This window comes from Amycolatopsis sp. NBC_01307 (assembly GCF_035975215.1).
Lineage (GTDB): Bacteria > Actinomycetota > Actinomycetes > Mycobacteriales > Pseudonocardiaceae > Amycolatopsis.
In genome coordinates this window covers 4628750-4646944 of record NZ_CP108403.1, presented here as the reverse complement: position 1 = coordinate 4646944, position 18195 = coordinate 4628750, and the positions used below count along the sequence as shown (strand labels likewise).

The window sequence follows — 18195 nt, the reverse complement described above, 5'->3', positions numbered from 1 at the left end:
TGGCATGGCGGTACCATATGAGTCCACCGGCCGTCGGCGGCAGAAGGGCCGGACCCGGGCCGCGCTGGTGGCGGCCGCGCACGAGTTGCTCGCGGCCGGCGAGTCGCCGGCCGTCGAGGACGCTGCCGCGATCGCGGGCATCTCGCGGACCACGGCGTACCGCTACTTCCCGAACCAGCGCGCTCTGTTGCTCGCCGCTTATCCGGAAATCGAGGACGGCGTCGGGCTGCTGCCGGTCGACGCGCCGGCTGACGCGGAGACGCGCCTGGAGCTGGTCATGCGGTCGTTCCTGGATTTTGTGGTGCGCTGGGAGCCGCAACTTCGGGCGCAGCTGCGGTTGTCCTTGGAGCCGGGAGCGGCTCAGCCGGTCCTGCGTGGCGGCCGGGCGATCCGCTGGATCGAGGAGGCGCTGGCGCCGCTGGCCGAGACCCATCCGCACGTCGACATCCGCGAAACCGCCGTCGCGATCCGATCGGCGACCGGCATCGAGTCGCTGGTGTGGCTCACCGACATCGGCGGGCTCGACCGCGCACGCGCCGCCGAGGTGCTGGCCGGTTCCGCGCGGGCGATCCTTCGAGCGGCCCTCGAGCCCACGGACTGAAGGACGTGACGTCCTCGGCGCTGCCTGGGGAGCGTTGCTACGGCCCGCGTTCGTGAGCTGCTGTGTCGACGAGCTGTCGACCGATTGTCGACCGCCTGCTTGATAGTGCCGACGTATGAATGAGCTGAAAGCAGCGTTGAGAAATGGTCCGGCCACCGCCGGAATGCGAAACACGCACCGGTCCGGCCGCCTGCTCATCCGGGAAGAGCCACCAGCGGGCCCGGCGGCCGGGACGGGCGACCTGCTCCGCGCGGCCCGTGCCGGGGATTCCGCGGCGTGGGAAGAGATCGTGCGCAGTTACGGCGGCCTCATGTGGGCCACCGCGCGTTCCTTCCGGCTGCAACCCGCCGACGCCGGCGACGCGGTGCAACTGACCTGGCTGCGGTTGATCGAGAACTGCGTCCGCATCGACAACCCGGAACGCCTTGGCGGCTGGCTGAAGACCACGGCACACCGGGAATGCCTGCGGATCTCCCGCCGGGACACGCACCTGGCGCACGGCGCCGAAGGGCCAGGCGATTCCGCCGATCCGGCCGACGACCTGGAAGAGCGGGTGATCGACGCCGTCACCGCTCAGGAGATCCGCGCGCTCGTGAAGGAACTGCCGCCGCGCTGGCGGACCTTGCTCCACGCGTTGTACACCGACGCCCCGCGGACGTACTCGGAAATCACCGACACCCTCGGCATCCCCATCGGCAGCATCGGCCCGACGCGCACGCGTGCCCTCAAGCAGCTCCGGTGCATGATCGAGGAACGCGGGCTCGACCTGGCCGGCGTTTCCTAACGGACGATGCTGCGGTCGTCCGCGGGCCGGCTCGCTTCCCGTTCGAGCTCGAGCCGACGCAGCAGCGGCCCGGTCATGACCGTCGTCACCAGCGTCATCACCACGAACGCCGCGAACAGGTCCGGGCCGATGATGCCCAGTGACAACCCCGCGGAGACCATCACGAGCTCCGTCAGGCCCCGGCAGTTGACCATGACGCCGAGGCCCGCGGACTCCCGCCAGCTCAGCCCGGTCAGCCGGGCGACCAGCGTCGTCGCCCCCAGCTTGCCGGCGACGGCCACGACGATCAGCAGCCCGCACATCAGGAAGTCCCGTGGGTTCCGCAGGAACGTGAGCTGCAGGCTGAAGCCGATCACCGCGAAGAACAGCGGAAGAACGAACGTGACTCCGCGTTCGACGGTGCGGCCGAGGTGCTGTGCGGTGACGTTGTCGCGCGGCATGGCCAGGCCGACCAGGAACGCCCCGAAGATCACGTGAACGCCGATCCAGTCGGTGATGTAGGCACCGGACACGGCGCAGAGCAGGACGACTGACGTCGAGCACCGGCGCAACGCCGTGTTCGTCCCGGCCAGCGCCAGTAAGTGCCGCAGAGCCGGGCGAACCACGAGCAAGGTCGCCGCCGCAAAGGCGATGAGCAGCCCGGCGGTCGGGATGGCGGTGGCCGCCGAATCACCGCGGGCCATCGCGACCACGACCACCAGCAGGCACCACGAGACGGCGTCGCCCGAACCCGCGGTCGCGAGGCCGAGCGTGCCGATCCTCGTCTTGATCAGATCGCGCTCGGCGAGGATCCGGACCAGTACGGGGAACGCCGTGACACTCAGCGAAGTGCCGATGAACAACACGAACGGCAGGAGGCCCACCCCGGCCGGGCGGTACGCCCCGGCCAGCCCGGCGCCGAGCAGCAGCCCGCAGACGAGCGGCACGCCCACCATGCCGATCCCCAGCGTGGCCACCCGGCGACCCGACCCGCGCAGCAGCCCGATGGGAAGATCGGCGCCGAGCAGGAACACGAAGCAGATGATCGCCAGCTGGGCGACCAGGCCGAGGTGCGGTATCAAGTCCGCCGGGAACACCGCGCGCTGCACCTCCGGTGCGATCTGGCCGAGCAGCGCGGGGCCTAGGAAGATCCCCGCCGCCATCTCGCCGATGACACGGGGCTGACGGCCGCGGGCCGCGACCCAGCCACCCAGGCGCCCGGCCACGACGATCACCGCGATCGCGACCAGGAAACCGACGACGCGGAACCAGCCGCCGTCCCCGAGCTTTCCGAGTTTCCCGATCTCGGGAACGGCGTGCGTCATGCCGACGGTGATCAGCGTCGAGATCACGGCGACGGCCGCGAGGGTACGGCGGGATTCGGGTGCCTTCATGGCTTGTTCGGCTCCTGGGTGGGTGAACGCGTGCGTGTCCACCGACCGCCGATCCGGCTGAGCGGCCACGGTGCGGTGACACCGGCCGGTCAACCGGATCGGCCGGCGGCTACTTCAACGACCGGTAGTCCTGCCCGGCGAAGATCGGGCTGTCGGAAAGGCGCGCGCCGCTTTCGTCGGCGACCTCCAGGTGGAAGGCCGTCGGCCCGGCGTAGGAGAAGTGCTTTCTGGGCACCTCCAGGTCGTGCGCCCGGTTCTTGTCGTAGGTGCTGTCATCGCAGAAGAAGCGCATGACGAACGCCATCCGGGTGTCGAGCGGGCCGTCTTCCAGCAGGACGCTCCGGTGGATGACGTCCTTGTCGAAGATCAGCGCGTCGCCGATCTCGAAGTCGTCTTCCACCGAGAAGTAGTCCAGAAGCCGCTTCATCGCCGGATCGTTCAGCGGGCCGTCCCGGAGCTGGACGAACTCCTCGAGCGTGATGTCGTCCTTGGCGTCGACGTGCTCCTTCAGCAGGCGGAACGACGCGGGATCCACGGCGGAGTACATGAAGTCGCCGGAGATCACGTTCTTGGGGACGTAGGCCATCCCGCCCCGCTGGCCGCTCGGGTCGATCGGCGCCAGCGGCGCCCAGATGGTGCAGCCGTAGTCGTCCGCGTGCTGGTAGCCGAAGCTCTGCGTGCCGATGTGCCAGGGGAAACCCTTGTCCTTCAGCTTCCGCAACTCGAACGAGAGCGCCTGCGCGAAGAACATGCCGCGCCCGGTCAGGCGGTTCATCGCGGCCCTGAAGGTTTCGTCGGTCAGCAGGGAGACGAGTTGCTCGTCCCCGTCGTACATGTCGAACGCCAGCCTGTTGAACCCGCTCTGGTACTTGTCGGTCGGGCGCGCCAGGATGTTTCCCATGGTGTGCCGCAGGTAATCCGTGAAGTCTTCGCCGTAGAACCCCCTCAACACGGTGAAGCCCCGGTCCCTGAATTCCCGGACCTGGTTCTCGTCCAGCTGAAATCGGTTGTCGAGCACTCTGCGTCTCCCATCGCGAGGCCTGTCCAACGCACTCATCACCATCAAGAGGATTTCGGCCGCCTCACCTGATACACGGCGCCGTGTATCAGCGGAGGCACCCGGCGTCCTCTTCAAGAGCGGCGACGGGATTCGGTCCGGCCATCGAGGGGAGACGGGACGTATGAGCATCTTGATCCTGCACACGGCGAACGCCAGCCGGCGCCGGCATCTCGGCCGTGCGGCGGAATACGCGAAGCAGCACGGTGAACGGCTGATCCTGATCGTGGAGAACCCCACGTGGGAGCGGGAGTTCGCCGACCGGGTGGTCGCCGCCGACACGTCGGACATCGCGAAGACCGTCGCGGCCGCACGTGCGCTCGTCGAAGACGAACCGGAACCGGTCCGCGGCGTGGTGACGTTCGTGGAGCACAGCGTGCCGGCCGCGGCCGCGGTGGCCGCGGACCTCGGGTTGCCGTTCATCGGCGAGCGAACCGCGCGGGTCGCGCGGGACAAGTACGCGATGCGCCAGGCGTTCGCGGCCGGGGACGTGCCCCAGCCGGCGTTCGGTCTGGCCGGCACCGTCGACGAAGCCTTCGCGACGGCCCGGCGCATCGGCTTCCCGCTGGTCATGAAGCCGTTGATCGGCGGCGGGAGCATGTACGTGCGCCGGGTCGACGACCTCGTGGAACTGGCCGAACACTTCGAACCGATCAGACGGGGCGCGTGGGACGCCTTCCGCTACGACCCGCTCCACGAGTCCGCGCTGGCGCGGTACCGGGGCTCGATCATGCTGGAGGCGTACCTGCCCGGCAGCGAGGTGAGCGTCGAATCCCTCGTCGTCGGCGGCGAAACACACGTGGTGGCCATCCACGACAAGCCGCTTCCGATGAACGGGCCGTACTTCGAAGAGGTTTACTACACCACGCCGAGCCGGCTTCCGGCCGAGGTCCAGGCCCGGATCCGGGAGATCACCGCCGCCGCGCACCGGGCCGTGGGCATCCGCATGGGCGCCACGCACACCGAATTCCGCATCCGGGACGGCGCGGACCCGATGATCCTGGAGACCGCCGCCCGGCTGGGCGGCGGCCCGGTCTACCAGTCGCTGTTGTCGAGCACCGGGGTGGACATGGTGGCGGGCCTGCTGGACCTGGCGTTGGGCAGACAGCCCGATCTCACCTCGAAACCGGAGCCGGAACCGACCGGCTTCTACCTGTTCTTCGCGGAGAAGGCCGGGCGGATCAAGAACATCCACGGTGTGGAGCAGGTGAACGCCGATCCGGACGTGCGAGAGCTCACCTTGTACCGCGCCGTCGGCGACGACGTCGAAGTCCCGCCGGACGCCGGGCAGGCCCACGGGCACGTCGTCTTCACCGCGGACACCGTGTCCGGCCTCGGCGATGTGTTCGACCGGCTCGTCAAGACCTTGCGGCTCGAGATCGGATAACCCCCTGACCTCGGACGGCCCCGGCGATCCCGTGGGCCGTCCGAGCCCGCGTCCGGAAGGGCGGTCCACGCGCGTGCGTTCGACGAAGCGCTTCATCGGCGTCACCAGGATCGCGACCAGCCTGGGGTACTACCTCACGATCCCGTTGCTGGGCGTGGTCGCGCTCCGGGCGGGCGCGATGAGCCCGATCGAGGTGGGCACGCTGGTGGCCGTGCACGCGGTCTTCCGGCGCGGCCTCGCCCTGCCCGTCGGCGTGCTCTGCGACCGGCGTGGCGCCGAGCGCGTGCTGGTGCTCGGGCTGGTGGCGGAGGCCGCCGGCTACGCGCTGCTGGCGTCGTCGATCACCTTCCCGATCTGGCTCGCGGCCTTGGTCGTCGACGGCGCCGGCGGGGCCGCGTACAACTCCGCCGGCCGCGTCGTGCTGGCCCGGGTGGCCAAGGACGACGGCAGCAGCGCGCGGTCCTTCGCCGGCTTCTACGTCGCGACGCAGGTCGGCGCGCTGGCGGGGCCTCTTGCCGGCGCTTTGGTCAGCGCCGGCGGGGCACCTCGCCTGGTACTCGTGTTGTCCGCGGTGGTCTACCTCGGCGCGGCGGCCGGAGCCCTTCTCCGATACCGCAAAGTGGAACGAACCCCGCCCGTCCGCCGGCAGGGAAGCTTGCGGACGGCGTTCGCCGAACCGTTGCGCCACAAGCTTTTCGTGGGGCACTGCGTGCTGACGGTCCCGATGTGGTTCGGTGTTTCCCTGTTCGTCTCGGCGGTGCCGCTGGAGGCCGAACACCGCGGGCTGCAGTACGTCGACGTGGGGTTGATCAACTCGATGAACGCTCTGGTGGTCGTCGCGCTCGGCCACGTGGCGGGCCGGCTGACGGAAGGCTGGGCGATGTCCCGGCGGTGGGTCCTGCTCGGCGGCGGGTCCCTGGTGATGGCGGCCGGCTGCCTGCTCTGCCTGCCGGCGGGCACACCCTGGTTCTACGCCGGGATGCTGGTGGTCACGGTGGGCGAGCTCGCCTTGATCGTGGCGGCCGACGTCGTCGCGTCCGAGCTGGCTCCGAACGGGGCGACCGGCGTTTACCTGGGCTACACGACCATGTCCTGGGGCCTCGGCGCGGTACTGGCGGGCCTGCTGTCCGGCTTCCTGCTGGACGGCTCGAGCACCGGCCGCCTCTGGTTCTGGCCCGCCGCGGCGGCGTTGCTGCTGACCGGCGCGACGGGGCTCGTCACCGTCGGACGCCGGCAGGCCCGGCGTCCGACGGTGATCGCCGCCACGGCTTGAGTGAGCGGATCGCGCCGAGGACTGCTGGAGGGCCGCGGGTCGGGCTTCGTTGATGAGAGTGAGCCGCTGTCCGCCTCCTGTGGGAGGAGGTTGGCGCCGTAGTCGTTGACGTCTCACCTCTCGGCGAAGCCGACGCGCCGTGCCAGACGACTTACCGGGACAGGATCAGCGAGGTCACAGACCACCTGACGCGCACCAGTACTGCTTCCTCCTTCAGACCCGCGGCTTCGAGCCGCGTGGTCAACCGTCCACACCACGCTCGGCGTACCGGGGGCGTTTAGCCGCGGCCTGCGCCACTACCCGGATGGTCGAATCGCTGCTGCTTCGGGCGGCGAGGCGGTGACCACCCCCGACTCATTCAGGGGCTTGACGTCCGTTGGCTAATTGCCTTAGCTTGACGGCGAACAGAGTTAGCCAACGTTGCGGAGAACGTCATGACCGAGTACCTGGACATCGCCGGCAACACCCTCGCCTACGACGTGACCGGGCAAGGACCTCTCGTCGTCCTGGCGCACGGCATCGGCGACAGCCGGCACTCCTACCGCTTCCTCGCCCCGGCCCTGGCCGCGCAGGGGTACCGGGTCGCCAACGTCGACGTCCGTGGTTGTGGTGACTCCAGCGTCGGCTGGGACGGGTACAGCCGGACCGACATCGCCGGTGACCTGGTCGCCGTCGTGCGTCATCTTGGTGGTCCGGCCGTGATCATCGGCCAGTCGATCAGCGGTGGCGCCGCCACCATCGCGGCCGCGACCGCGCCCGATCTCATCGCCGGCGTCATCGAACTGGCGCCGTTCACCCGCGCGCAGTCGTTCGACCTCGGTGGACTGGTGCGGGTGAAGCGGTTCCGGGCCGGCTATACGCAGATGGCGCAGGTCATGCTGCGCGGAAGGCTGGAGAGCTGGCTGAAGTACCTCGAAGTGGCGCTGCCGGTCAAGCCCGCCGACTGGGACGGCGAGTCGGCCCGTATCGCGGCGAAGCTGCGTGAGCCGGGCCGGATGAAGGTGCTGCAGGCCATGTGCAAGACCAGCCCGGCCGACGCCGGTGCGCAGCTGGCCAACGTCACGTGCCCGGTCCTGATCATCGAGGGCAGCGTCGACCCCGACTGGGCCGACCCCCGCGCCGAGGGCGAGAAGATCGTCGCCGACCTGCCGCGCGGTCTCGGTGAACTGGCGGTCATCGAGGGTGCCGGGCACTACCTGCACGTCCAGACGCCCGATCAGGTCGTCGCACTGGCCCAGCCGTTCCTGGACAAGACGCTGACCCGTGCCTAGGGCCGGGCTCACCCCGGCCTCGGTCACCGAAGCCGGGGCCGCGCTGGCCGACGAGGTCGGGTTCGCCCAGCTCAGCATGGGCCTGCTCGCCGAGCGGCTCGGGGTCCGGACGTCCTCGCTCTACAAGCACGTCGCCGGCCAGGCCGATCTCGTCCACCGCATCGCGGTCCAGGCCGGCAACGAGCTCGCCGACGCCATCCGCGACGCGATCCAGGGCCGGGCGGGCAGTGACGCCTTCACCGCCGGCGCGCAGGCGATGCGGACGTACGTGAAGCAGCACCCCGGCCGGTACGCGGCGGGCAACGCCGCCCGCTCGACCGGGCCCGACGACCCGCTCGTCGCGGTGGTCGACCGGGTGCTCGCCTCGTGGGCGGCCATGGTGCGCGGGTACGGGATCGGCTCCGGTCAGGAGATCCACGTCCTGCGGATGGTGCGCACCATGCTGCACGGGTTCGCGACGCTGGAAGCGGCCAACGGATTCCAGATCGACGTCGGTGTCGACGACAGCTTCACGTGGATGATCGACTTCATCGACCACGGTTTGCGCTCCCTGGACGGGGCCTGATTCCATGATCCTTCGTGAGGAGTTGCCAGGTCCGTGAACACCGCCGACGAAGCCGAGGACACCCGGACCGAGCGGCACGCGAGCTGGGCCGAGCTGTTCTTCGACCTGGTGGTCGTGGCCGGCGTGGCGGCCCTGGCCCACGTCCTCGGGTCCGAACCGGACGCCGCGGCGCTCGGTCTCTACACGCTGCTGTTCCTGGCCTTCTGGCTGTCGTGGACGACTTTCATGTTGTACAGCAACGTCGCGGCCGGGAAGACCCGCGTGATCCGGCTGATGATCGGGATGTTCGGCCTCGGGGTGATGGTCGCGTCCGTGCCGGGTGTGGCGCATGCGGTGCTCGGCCACGACGGCGACGCCCACCCGCCGATCGTCTTCGCGATCGCCTACATCGCCACACGCGTCTACGGGTCCCGGTCGTGGCGCCGGGGCGAAGTGCTGCTGGACTTCCCGGTCGTGCAGTACTCGGCCGGGCTGCTGCCGTGGATCGCGTCGATCTGGGTCGACGGGCGGTGGACGCTCGTGCTCTGGGCGGTGGGGATCGCTCTCGATCTGCTGCTGATCCTGGCCGTGTCCGGCGACAAGCTCCTCAAGCAAGCCCAGTCGGCACTCACCACGCGAGCAGGTACCCGGCATGGCGCGCGCCCCGAGGGGAAGCTGCCGGTGATCCACGGGGTGTCGGTCGATCCGGCGCACTTCTCCGAACGGCTCGGGCTCTTCATGATCATCGTGCTCGGTGAATCGGTGGTGCAGGTCATCGGCGCCGCGGCCGAGGCGCACTACGACGTCGGCGTGCTGGCCACCGGACTCGCGTCGTTCGTGTTGCTGGCCGGGATGTTCGGCTTGTCCGTCGTCTTCGGCTACGCCGGCTTGCCGCACCTGCGGGCCGGCCGGATCCCCGCCCGCGCGGCGCTCGGCCTGCACTGCCTGGTCACCGGCGTCGTCGCCACCGTGGCGGTGTCGCTCTCGTCGGTGATGAAGCACGGGTCCGATCCGTTGCCCGGGCAGGGACGCTGGTTGCTGTGCGGCGCCGTCGCGACCTACTTCGCCCTCGGTGTGATCACCGGTGTGGCCAGCCACAGCTCCGACATGCAGCGGACGATCTCGCGGATCATCACGGGCATCGTGGTCCCGCTCCTGCTCGGCCTGCTCGCCCACGGTATCGGCGGCCGGACGTTGGTGGCCTGCATGGCCTTGGTGGTGCTCGCCCACCTCTGGTTCGAACGGCGCCTGGCACCGGCCGAGGGCGGTGCCTGACAAGCAGAATCTAGGCAAGTTCCGGTGCTGCCGCCGGTAGCGTGCTCGGTGCTCGCCGCCCGGTTCGTTCGATGGGAGTGACCTTGACCGCCCTTTTCGCGGCCCCCCGGAAGGTCAGGGACACGGCGCCCTTCGCGCGGACGCCCGTGTTCGTCGTCGCGGGGCTGCTCGGGCTCCTGCTGATCGCCGTGGCGGGACGGTACGGCTACTTCGGGGACGAGCTCTACTTCCTCGCCGCCGGACGGCATCTGGCGTGGGGGTACGCCGATCAGCCGCCGCTCGTGCCGCTGCTGGCCCGGGCGATGGAGGCGATCGCGCCGGGCTCCGTGTTCGTCCTGCGGCTGCCGGCGATGGCCGTGATGGTCGTGTCCGTGGTGCTCACGGCGCTGATCGCCCGGGAGATGGGTGGCGGCCGCCGGGCGCAGGTGCTGGGCGCGGCGACGTTCGCGGTGTCCACGCAGTTCGTGGCGAGCGGCCACTACCTGGCGACGTCGACCTTCGATCCGTTCCTGTGGACGCTGCTGGTGTGGCTGCTCGTGCGCTGGGTCCGCACCCGGGCCGACGGCCTGCTGGTGTGGTCGGGCGTCGTCACCGCCATCGCGCTGAACACCAAGCTGCTGATCGGCGCGTTCTGGCTGGTCGCCGTGATCGCCGTGCTGGCGTGCGGTCCGCGCGAGCTGCTGCGGCGGCCCGCCCTGTGGCTCGGCGGGCTCATGGCGGTGGCCGCGGTCGCGCCGACGCTGGTCTGGCAGGCCACGCACGGCTGGCCCCAGCTGGCCATGAGCACGGCGATCTCGCAGGAGGTCGCGGCGATGCCGGGTGGCCGGGCGATGATCCTGCCGGTCATGCTCGCCCTGACCGGGCTCCCGGTCGCGGCGCTGCTCCTCGGGTACGGCGGCTGGCGGCTGCTGCGCGCACCCGAGCTGCGGGAATACCGGTTCCTCGGCTGGACGACGGCCGGGCTCACCGTGCTGTTCGTCGTCGTCGCCGGGCGGCAGTACTACGTCGCGGGCCTCTACGGCGTGTGCTGGGCGGCCGCGGCGGTCGAGCTCGAGCGCGGGCGGGCGGCGCGCTGGTGGCGGTGGGCCGCCACCTGGCCGGTGTACCTGCTCACGGTGCTGATCATGCTGCCGACGGCGTTGCCGATCTGGCCGCAGTCGTGGCTGCGGGACCACCCGCAGCTGCCGAAGTCGGTGTTCTCCGCCGAAGAAGTCGGCTGGCCGGAGGTGACGGCGTCGATCGCGAAGACCTACCACGCCCTGCCCGACCCGGCCCACACGGCGATCGTGACGCGGATGTACTGGCAGGCCGGTGCCGTCGACCACTACGGCCCGGCGCTGGGCCTGCCGGAGCCGGCGAGCCCGAACCGCGGCTACCACTCGCTGGTGACGCCGCCGGATTCGGCGACGAGCGTGCTCTACGCCGGCCCGGATCCGCTGGCGCTGCAAGGGCATTTCGCGAACGTCCGGCGCGTCGGCACGGTCGACGAGGGGCTCGGGATCGCGAACACGAGCCAGGGCCTGCCGTTGTGGCTGGCCACCGGCCGGGCCGAGAGCTGGGCGGCGTTGTGGCCGAAGCTGCGGGACTTCCACGTCTGATACCCGGGAAATCCCCAGTGTCACCGGTGTTAGCGTGCCGCCCGTCCGGGCACCGGCGAAAGGGGTCAGGTGGATACCACTGTGTCCTACCCGTTCAACCACGGCGACGGCTTGGCGCTCGACGACGCCTACGCCGAAGCGCGGGAACGGCCGGGGCTGACCCGGGTGCGGCTGCCCTTCGGCGAACCCGGCTGGCTCGTCACCCGCTACGCCGACGCGCGCCAGGTGCTGGGGGACCGCCGGTTCTCGACGCAGCTCGGCACGCAGCACGACTGGCCGCGCGTGATCCCGATGCGTGCCGAGATGGGCATCCTCGGCCTGGACGCACCCGACCACCCGCGGCTGCGGCGGCTCGTGGCGAAGGCCTTCACCGCCGCCCGCGTCGAACAGCTGCGGCCGTGGGTCCGGAACCTCGCACGCGAGCTGCTTTCCGGCCTCAAGGAGCAGGGCGGCACCGCGGACCTGGTGGAGCAGTTCGCGTTGCCGTTCTCCGTGCAGGTGATCTGCGAGCTGCTCGGCGTGCCCCCGCAGGACCGGCCGAAGTTCCGCGTCTGGACCGACTGGGTGTTCTCGACGACGCCGATCAGCCCCGAAGAGTTCATGGCCAACCACGCGGCCTTCCGCGGCTACATGGCGTCCCTCGTCGAGGCGCGCCGGGAAGAGCCGCGCGACGACCTGATCTCCGCCCTGATCCGCGCCCAGGACGACGAGGACCGGATCAGCGCGGACGAGCTGGTCGACCTCGGCAACTCGCTGCTGCTGGCCGGGCACGAGACGACCGCCGCGCAGGTCGGCAACTTCGTCGACGTCCTGCTGCACACCCCCGGCGGCTGGCAGCGGCTGCTCGACGACCCGGACCTGGTGCCGTCCGCGGTCGAGGAGCTGACCCGGTTCGTGCCGCTGATGTCCGGTTCGGTCTTCCCGCGGTACGCGGCCGAGGACATCGAGGTCGGCGGCACGCTCGTCCCGGCGGGCGAAGGGGTGCTGGTGTCGCTGGGGTCGGCCGACCGGGACCCCGCGCGGTTCGGCGAGCCCGACACGCTCGACCTCGGCCGCGAGCAGAACCCGCACCTCGGTTACAGCCACGGCGCGCACCACTGCTTCGGCGCGGCGCTGGCCCGCGTCGAACTGCAGGAGGCGTTGCGCGCGCTGCTGGACCTGATGCCCGCGTTGCGGGTCACGGGGGAGATCGCCTGGAAGCCTCAGGTCGCCGTGCGCGGTGTGAGCAAGTACGTCGTGGGTTGGTGATTCTCTAGGGATTCCCCCACCTCGTTCACGGTTAGCTCGCGGGGTCGGATCGCCGCATCGACGCCGGGAGCAGCATGACGCCCACGCACCGCCCTGCCGCACGCCCGGAACCCGTTGCGGTGGTGGGGATGGCGTGCCGGTTCCCCGGGGCCGACGGCCCAGCGGAGTACTGGGACCTGCTGCGTGACGGCGTGTCCGCGGTCGGGCCCGCACCCGGCGGCCGGCCGGACACCGGCCCGGCCGGCTACCTGCGCGACGTCGACCGCTTCGACGCCGCGCTGTTCGGGGTGTCGCCGCGCGAGGCACGCGAGATGGACCCGCAGCAGCGGCTGGTGCTGGAGCTGGCCTGGGCCGCGCTGGAGGACGCCCGGACCGCGCCGGATTCCCTGCGGGGCAGCGAAACCGGTGTGTTCGTCGGGGTGACCGCGGACGACTACGCGGCGCTGGCCCGCCGGTCCGGCGCGCGGATCGGGCACCACACGATGACCGGGGTGAACCGGGCCATCCTCGCCAACCGCGTCTCCTACGTCCTCGGCCTGTCGGGGCCGAGCATGTCGGTGGACACCGGGCAGTCGTCCGGCCTGGTCGCGGTGCACCTGGCCGGCGCCGCCCTGCGCTCCGGAGAGGCGGACCTGGCGCTGGCCGGCGGGGTCCAGCTGAACCTGGCCGAGGAGAGCACGGCCGCGCTCGCCGAGCTGGGCGCGCTGTCCCCGGACGGCGCCTGCTTCACCTTCGACGAACGCGCGAACGGCATCGTCCGCGGCGAGGGCGGCGGCATCGTCGTGCTGAAGACGCTCTCGCGCGCGTTGGCCGACGGCGATCGCGTGTACTGCGTCATCGAGGGCAGCGCGGTCAACAACGACGGCCCGAGCGCGGGGCTGACCGTCCCGAGCGCCGAGGCCCAGGAACGCGTGCTGCGGTCGGCGTGCCGCCGCGCGGCGGTGGACCCGGCCGACGTCCAGTACGTCGAGCTGCACGGCACCGGCACGGCGGTGGGGGACCCGATCGAGGCCGCCGCGCTGGGCGCGGTCTACGGCGCTGCGCGGACGTCGCCGCTGTGGGTCGGCTCCGCGAAGACCAACCTCGGACACCTCGAAGGCGCGGCGGGCGTCGCCGGGCTGCTCAAGGCCGTGCTGGCCGTGACGCACCGGGTCGTGCCGCCGAACCTCAACTTCGACCGGCCCAACCCGGCCATCCGGTTCGACGAGTGGCGGCTGCGGGTGGCGCGCGGGCTCGAGCCGTGGCCGGACGCCGAGCGCGCGCGGGCGGCGGTGTCGTCGTTCGGCATGGGCGGCACCAACTGCCACGTCGTGCTGGCCGAAGGCCCGGCGGCCCCGGCGGGCGGTGCGCCGCAGGACGGCCCGGTCGCGTGGGTGCTGTCCGGCCAGGGTGACGCCGCGCTGGCCGCGCAAGCGGGGCGGCTCGCCGAGCACGCCGAAGGCACCCGCCACGACGTCGGCTGGTCCCTGGCCACGACCCGCGCGGCGCTCCCGTCGCGCGCGGTGCTGGTCGGCTCGTCCTCGGCCGAGCTGCTCGGCGGCGCGCGAGCGCTGGCCGGCGGCGGCATCGCGCCCGGGCTGGTCCGCGGCGGCGCCGACCCCGGGATCACGGCGGGCGCGCGCGGCGGCGCGGTGTTCGTGTTCCCCGGCCAGGGTTCCCAGTGGGCCGGGATGGCCGACGAGCTGCTGGCGACGTCGCCGGTGTTCGCCGAGTCGCTGCGCGCCTGCGCGGACGCGCTCGCGCCGCACGTGGACTTTTCGCTGCTGGACGTGCTGAGCGAGGGTGAGGACTCGCCCAGCATGGCGCGGACCGAGGTCAACCAGCCGGTGCTGTGGGCGGTGATGGTCTCGCTGGCCGCGTTGTGGCGCTCGCTGGGCGTCGAACCGGCGGCGGTCGTCGGGCACTCGCAGGGTGAGATCGCCGCCGCGTGCGTCTCCGGCGCGTTGACGTTGGAAGAGGGCGCGCGAGTCATCTCCGTACGGGCCCGGGTCGCGGCGCGGGAGGTGCCCGCGGGCACCGGCATGGTGTCGGTGCGGCTGCCCGCGGACGTCGTCCGGGAGCGCCTCGGCCGCTGGGACGGCCGGCTGTCGGTGTCGGTCGTCAACGGGCCCGCGTGGGTCCTGGTCGCTGGCGACGACGAAGCGCTGGGCGAGCTGGTCGAGGACTGGGAAGAAGAGGCGCGCGTCCGGCGGATCGCCGCGGACTACGCGTCGCACTCGCCGTGGGTGGCGCCGATGGAGGCCGGGCTGCGCTCCGGCCTGACCGGTCTGCGCCCCGGCCCGGCCGCCGTCCCGTTCTACTCCACGGTGACGGCGGGACCGGTCGACGGCGACGCCCTCGACGCCGGGTACTGGTACCGCAACCTGCGCGAGACCGTCGACTTCCACGGCGCGACGAGCGCGCTGCTCGCCGCGGGCTTCACGGCGTTCGTCGAGGTCAGCCCGCACCCGATGCTGCTGGGCAGCGTGCGCGAGGCGATCGCCGCTTCGGGCGGCGGCGCGGTCGCTACCGGCACGCTGCGCCGCGGCGAAGGCGGGCTGACGCAGGCCCTGACGTCGCTGGCCGAACTGCACGTCCGCGGCGTCCCGGTCGACTGGTCCCGGCACTTCCCGGGCGCGGCCCGGGTGGACCTGCCGACGTACGCCTTCCAGCGCGAGCGGTTCTGGCTCGGCGACACCGGCTCGGTGGCCGCGCCCGCGGCGGGGCCGGTGGACCTGCACGCGCTGGTGCGCCAAGAGACCGCCGTCGTCCTGGGCGCGCACGACGTCGCGCAGGTGGAACCGTCCGCGTCGTTCAGCGAGCTGGGGTTCGACTCGGCGATGGTGGTGGAACTGGCCGGGCGCCTCGGTTCCGTCACCGCCGCGGCGGTGTTCGACCACCCGACACCCGCGCGGCTCGCGGATTTCCTGGCCGCCGAAGCCGAAACTGACCCCGCCGGACCCGAGCCTGCGCCGGATGTTTCCGGTGACGACCCGATCGCCATCGTCGGCATCGGCTGCCGCTTCCCCGGCGGCATCGACTCGCCGGAGACGTTCTGGTCGGTGCTGGCCGACGGCGCCGACGCGATCTCGCCCATGCCCGCCGACCGCGGCTGGAGCGCCGACGTGCTGGCCACCGCCCGCGGCGGCGGTTTCCTGCACGACGCGGGCGACTTCGACGCCGCGTTCTTCCGGATCTCCCCGCGCGAAGCGCTGGCCATGGAACCCCAGCAGCGGCTGCTGCTGGAGACCACGTGGGAAGCCCTGGAACGCGCGGCGATCGACCCGACGTCGCTGCGCGAGAGCGCCACCGGCGTGTTCCTCGGCGCGATGGCCCAGGACTACGGCGTCCGGCTGCACGAGAACACCGGCCGCGGCGAGGGGTACGCGCTGACCGGGACGTCGACGAGCGTGCTGTCCGGCCGGATCGCGTACCTGCTCGGCACCCGCGGCCCGGCGCTCACGGTGGACACCGCGTGCTCGTCGTCGCTGGTCGCGATGCACCTGGCGGCGCAGGCCCTGCGCAGCGGGGAGTGCACCCTGGCCGTGGCGGGTGGCGCGACGGTGATGGCGAACCCGGGGGTGTTCGCGGAGTTCGCGCGGCACGGCGGGCTCTCCCCGGACGGCCGGTGCCGCTCGTTCGCCGACGACGCCGACGGCACGGGCTGGGCCGAGGGCGTCGGCGTCCTGGTCCTGCAACGGCTTTCCGACGCGCGTCGCGAGGGGCATCCGGTGCTGGCGGTGCTGCGCGGCAGCGCGGTCAACTCCGACGGCGCGTCCAACGGCCTGACCGCCCCGAGCGGCGCGGCGCAGCGCGCGGTGATCCGGCAGGCCCTCGCCGCCGGCGGGCTGTCCCCGGCGGACGTCGACGCGGTGGAGGCGCACGGCACCGGCACCCCGCTGGGCGACCCGATCGAGGCCGAGGCCGTGCTGGCGACCTACGGCCGGGACCGCGGTGGCCGCGCGCCGGTGTGGCTGGGGTCGCTGAAGTCCAACCTCGGGCACACCCAGGCCGCGGCGGGCGTGGCCGGGGTGATCAAGATGATCCTCGCCATGCGGCACGGTGTGCTGCCGCTGACGCTGCACGCGAGCGTCCCGTCGACCCGCGTGGACTGGACGTCCGGCGCGGTGCGGCTGCTCACCGAGGAGGCGTCGTGGCCGGGGGAGGGCCGGCCGCGCCGGGCCGCCGTCTCGGCGTTCGGCATCTCCGGCACCAACGCGCACGTCGTCCTCGAACAGGCACCGCCGGTCGAGACGCCGGTGCCGGAGCCGACGGGGCTGCCGGTGCCCCTGGTCGTGTCGGCGCGGTCGCCCGAGGCGTTGAGCGAGCAGCTGTCCCGGCTGGAGTCCGTTGTGGACGCCGACCCGGGTTCGCTCGCGGTGTCGTTGCTGCGCACCCGCACGACGTGGGAGCACCGCGCCGTCGTGCTCGGTACTGGGGTCGAGCGAGGGGTCGCGGGTCCGTCAGGGGACATCGCCATCGTGTTCACCGGCCAGGGCGCCCAGCGCGTCGGGATGGGCCGCGAGCTGTACGCGGCCTTCCCGGTGTACGCGGCGGCCTTCGACGAAGTCTGCGCCGAACTGGACCGGCACGGCACCGGGACGCCCGTCGCGGAGGTCGTGTTCGGGTCCGAAGAACTGCACGAGACGAGGTACGCGCAGGCCGGGCTGTTCGCGCTCGAGGTCGCGCTGGTCCGGCTCCTCGCGTCGTTCGGCGTCCGGCCGTCGGTGGTCGCCGGGCACTCGGTCGGCGAGCTGACCGCCGCGTACGTCGCGGGTGTCTTCTCGCTGCCGGACGCGGCCCGGCTGGTGGCCGTGCGGGGCCGGTTGATGCAGGCGCTGCCGTCCGGTGGAGCGATGGTCGCGGTGGCGGCGTCCGAAGTGGACGTCCACAGTGTACTCGGCGACGGCGTCTGGCTGGCGGCGGTGAACGGGCCCGCGTCGGTGGTGCTGTCGGGTGCCGCGGAGCCGGTGGCGGCGGCCGCGGCGAAGCTCGCGGAGCGGGGCCACAAGACGACGTCCCTGACCGTCAGCCACGCGTTCCACAGTGGACTGATGGAGCCGATGCTCGCCGACTTCGCGGCCGTCGCGGCCGTGATCGACTACCGCACGCCGACGCTGCCCATCGTGACCGGCGCGGACGGCGACCCGGCGTCGGCGGACTACTGGGTCGAGCAGATCCGCCGTCCGGTGCGGTTCGGCGACGCCCTCGCCGAGCTAGGTGCGCGAGGAGTTTCGGCGGTGGTCGAAGCCGGGCCGGACGGTGTGCTGACCGCGATGGCCCAGACCGTCCTCGACGGCGGACCGGTCGCGGTCGCGCCGCTGCGCCGGGACCGGCCCGAGCCGGAGACGCTCCTGACGGCGCTCGCGCGGCTGTTCGTGCACGGCGTCGACGTCGACTGGACGCCGGTGCTGCCCGAGCGGGCGGCGCTGGTGCCGTTGCCGACGACCGCGTTCCGCCGTGAGCGGTACTGGCAGGAGTCGCCGCCCGCGGCCGCCGACGTCGCGGCCGTCGGCCAGACGCCCGTCGACCACCCCGTGCTGGGCGCGCTGGTGACCGACCCGGAGACCGGCCGGGCGGTGCTGACCGGCCGGTACCCGGCGACGCTCCCGGTGCGGCGGGTGGCCGGGACGGCGGTCGTCCCGGCGGCGGCGCTGCTCGAACTCGCGTTGTGGGCCGGACACCGGATCGGCGCGCCGGTGGTGCGCCGGCTGGTGGCCGGGACGCCGTTGACGCTGCCCGAGACGGGCGGCGTCCCGGTGCGGGTCGTCGTCGGCGCGGAGGCGGACGGCGAACGCGCGATCA

The 18195-nt window shown here is 72.1% G+C and carries 11 protein-coding genes and 10 pseudogenes; 19 read left to right on the top strand and 2 right to left on the bottom strand.

The window, feature by feature from the left end; all coding sequences use genetic code 11:
- The first annotated feature begins 4 nt into the window (after positions 1-4).
- On the top strand, positions 5-601 hold the full coding sequence (locus OG439_RS19450) for a TetR/AcrR family transcriptional regulator (protein WP_326950777.1): 597 nt from the start codon (positions 5-7) through the stop codon (positions 599-601).
- 115 nt (positions 602-716) lie between these two features.
- Entirely contained in the window at positions 717-1385 is a 669-nt protein-coding gene (locus OG439_RS19445; RefSeq protein WP_326950775.1) for an RNA polymerase sigma factor, read from the top strand.
- On the opposite strand, the gene OG439_RS19440 is transcribed toward OG439_RS19445, so the two are convergent.
- Together OG439_RS19440 and OG439_RS19435 are read right to left on the bottom strand one after the other, a co-directional pair.
- A complete protein-coding gene (locus OG439_RS19440) occupies positions 1382-2758 on the bottom strand; it encodes a cation:proton antiporter (protein ID WP_326950774.1) in 1377 nt (458 codons plus the stop codon). The two genes, OG439_RS19445 and OG439_RS19440, sit on opposite strands and share 4 nt — an antisense overlap.
- Positions 2759-2867: 109 nt before the next feature.
- Complete coding sequence (locus tag OG439_RS19435) at positions 2868-3659, bottom strand: hypothetical protein (protein ID WP_326950773.1); 792 nt, start codon at positions 3657-3659, stop codon at positions 2868-2870.
- Positions 3660-3939: 280 nt separating this feature from the next.
- On the opposite strand from OG439_RS19435, the gene OG439_RS19430 reads away from it, so the two are divergent.
- From OG439_RS19430 to OG439_RS50350, 17 genes and pseudogenes are all read left to right on the top strand, one after another.
- Positions 3940-5202 (top strand): ATP-grasp domain-containing protein, encoded by a 1263-nt coding sequence (locus tag OG439_RS19430; RefSeq protein ID WP_326950772.1) that lies wholly within the window; start codon positions 3940-3942, stop codon positions 5200-5202.
- Between the two features lie 73 nt (positions 5203-5275).
- Positions 5276-6475 (top strand): MFS transporter, encoded by a 1200-nt coding sequence (locus OG439_RS19425; RefSeq protein ID WP_326950771.1) that lies wholly within the window; start codon positions 5276-5278, stop codon positions 6473-6475.
- Positions 6476-6909: 434 nt separating this feature from the next.
- Positions 6910-7746 (top strand): alpha/beta fold hydrolase, encoded by an 837-nt coding sequence (locus OG439_RS19420; RefSeq protein WP_326950770.1) that lies wholly within the window; start codon positions 6910-6912, stop codon positions 7744-7746.
- Positions 7739-8311: a TetR/AcrR family transcriptional regulator gene (locus OG439_RS19415; RefSeq protein WP_326950769.1), complete on the top strand. Its 573-nt coding sequence runs from the start codon at positions 7739-7741 to the stop codon at positions 8309-8311. Before OG439_RS19420 ends, OG439_RS19415 begins: the two co-directional genes overlap by 8 nt.
- A gap of 33 nt (positions 8312-8344) precedes the next feature.
- Positions 8345-9565: a low temperature requirement protein A gene (locus OG439_RS19410; RefSeq protein WP_326950768.1), complete on the top strand. Its 1221-nt coding sequence runs from the start codon at positions 8345-8347 to the stop codon at positions 9563-9565.
- Between the two features lie 83 nt (positions 9566-9648).
- Positions 9649-11163, top strand: coding sequence for an ArnT family glycosyltransferase (locus OG439_RS19405; protein ID WP_326950767.1), 1515 nt, complete (start codon positions 9649-9651; stop codon positions 11161-11163).
- Between the two features lie 69 nt (positions 11164-11232).
- Entirely contained in the window at positions 11233-12411 is a 1179-nt protein-coding gene (locus tag OG439_RS19400) for a cytochrome P450 (RefSeq protein ID WP_326950766.1), read from the top strand.
- 119 nt (positions 12412-12530) lie between these two features.
- Positions 12531-13205 (top strand): annotated as a pseudogene (locus OG439_RS50395) (polyketide synthase); the annotation flags it as partial.
- A pseudogene (locus OG439_RS50390) lies at positions 13194-13577 on the top strand (polyketide synthase); the annotation flags it as partial. The pseudogenes OG439_RS50395 and OG439_RS50390, both read left to right, overlap by 12 nt.
- Positions 13551-13838 (top strand): annotated as a pseudogene (locus OG439_RS50385) (ketoacyl-synthetase C-terminal extension domain-containing protein); the annotation flags it as partial. The pseudogenes OG439_RS50390 and OG439_RS50385, both read left to right, overlap by 27 nt.
- 75 nt (positions 13839-13913) lie before the next feature.
- Positions 13914-14984 (top strand): annotated as a pseudogene (locus OG439_RS50380) (acyltransferase domain-containing protein); the annotation flags it as partial.
- 51 nt (positions 14985-15035) lie between these two features.
- Positions 15036-15308: pseudogene (locus tag OG439_RS50375) on the top strand (acyl carrier protein); the annotation flags it as partial.
- Positions 15309-15317: 9 nt separating this feature from the next.
- Positions 15318-16091: pseudogene (locus OG439_RS50370) on the top strand (polyketide synthase); the annotation flags it as partial.
- Between the two features lie 30 nt (positions 16092-16121).
- Positions 16122-16466 (top strand): annotated as a pseudogene (locus tag OG439_RS50365) (polyketide synthase); the annotation flags it as partial.
- A pseudogene (locus tag OG439_RS50360) lies at positions 16443-16754 on the top strand (ketoacyl-synthetase C-terminal extension domain-containing protein); the annotation flags it as partial. The pseudogenes OG439_RS50365 and OG439_RS50360, both read left to right, overlap by 24 nt.
- A pseudogene (locus OG439_RS50355) lies at positions 16743-17771 on the top strand (acyltransferase domain-containing protein); the annotation flags it as partial. The pseudogenes OG439_RS50360 and OG439_RS50355, both read left to right, overlap by 12 nt.
- Positions 17769-18194, top strand: a pseudogene (locus OG439_RS50350) (hypothetical protein); the annotation flags it as partial. The pseudogenes OG439_RS50355 and OG439_RS50350, both read left to right, overlap by 3 nt.
- Position 18195: the final 1 nt, after the last annotated feature.

Bases quoted from the DNA above. Each gene is read 5' to 3' on its own strand.
- OG439_RS19450 (WP_326950777.1), top strand. From the start codon at position 5: ATGGCGGTACCATATGAGTCCACCGGCCGTCGGCGGCAGAAGGGCCGG.
- OG439_RS19445 (WP_326950775.1), top strand. From the start codon at position 717: ATGAATGAGCTGAAAGCAGCGTTGAGAAATGGTCCGGCCACCGCCGGA.
- OG439_RS19440 (WP_326950774.1), bottom strand. From the start codon at position 2,758: ATGAAGGCACCCGAATCCCGCCGTACCCTCGCGGCCGTCGCCGTGATC.
- OG439_RS19435 (WP_326950773.1), bottom strand. From the start codon at position 3,659: ATGGGAAACATCCTGGCGCGCCCGACCGACAAGTACCAGAGCGGGTTC.
- OG439_RS19430 (WP_326950772.1), top strand. From the start codon at position 3,940: ATGAGCATCTTGATCCTGCACACGGCGAACGCCAGCCGGCGCCGGCAT.
- OG439_RS19420 (WP_326950770.1), top strand. From the start codon at position 6,910: ATGACCGAGTACCTGGACATCGCCGGCAACACCCTCGCCTACGACGTG.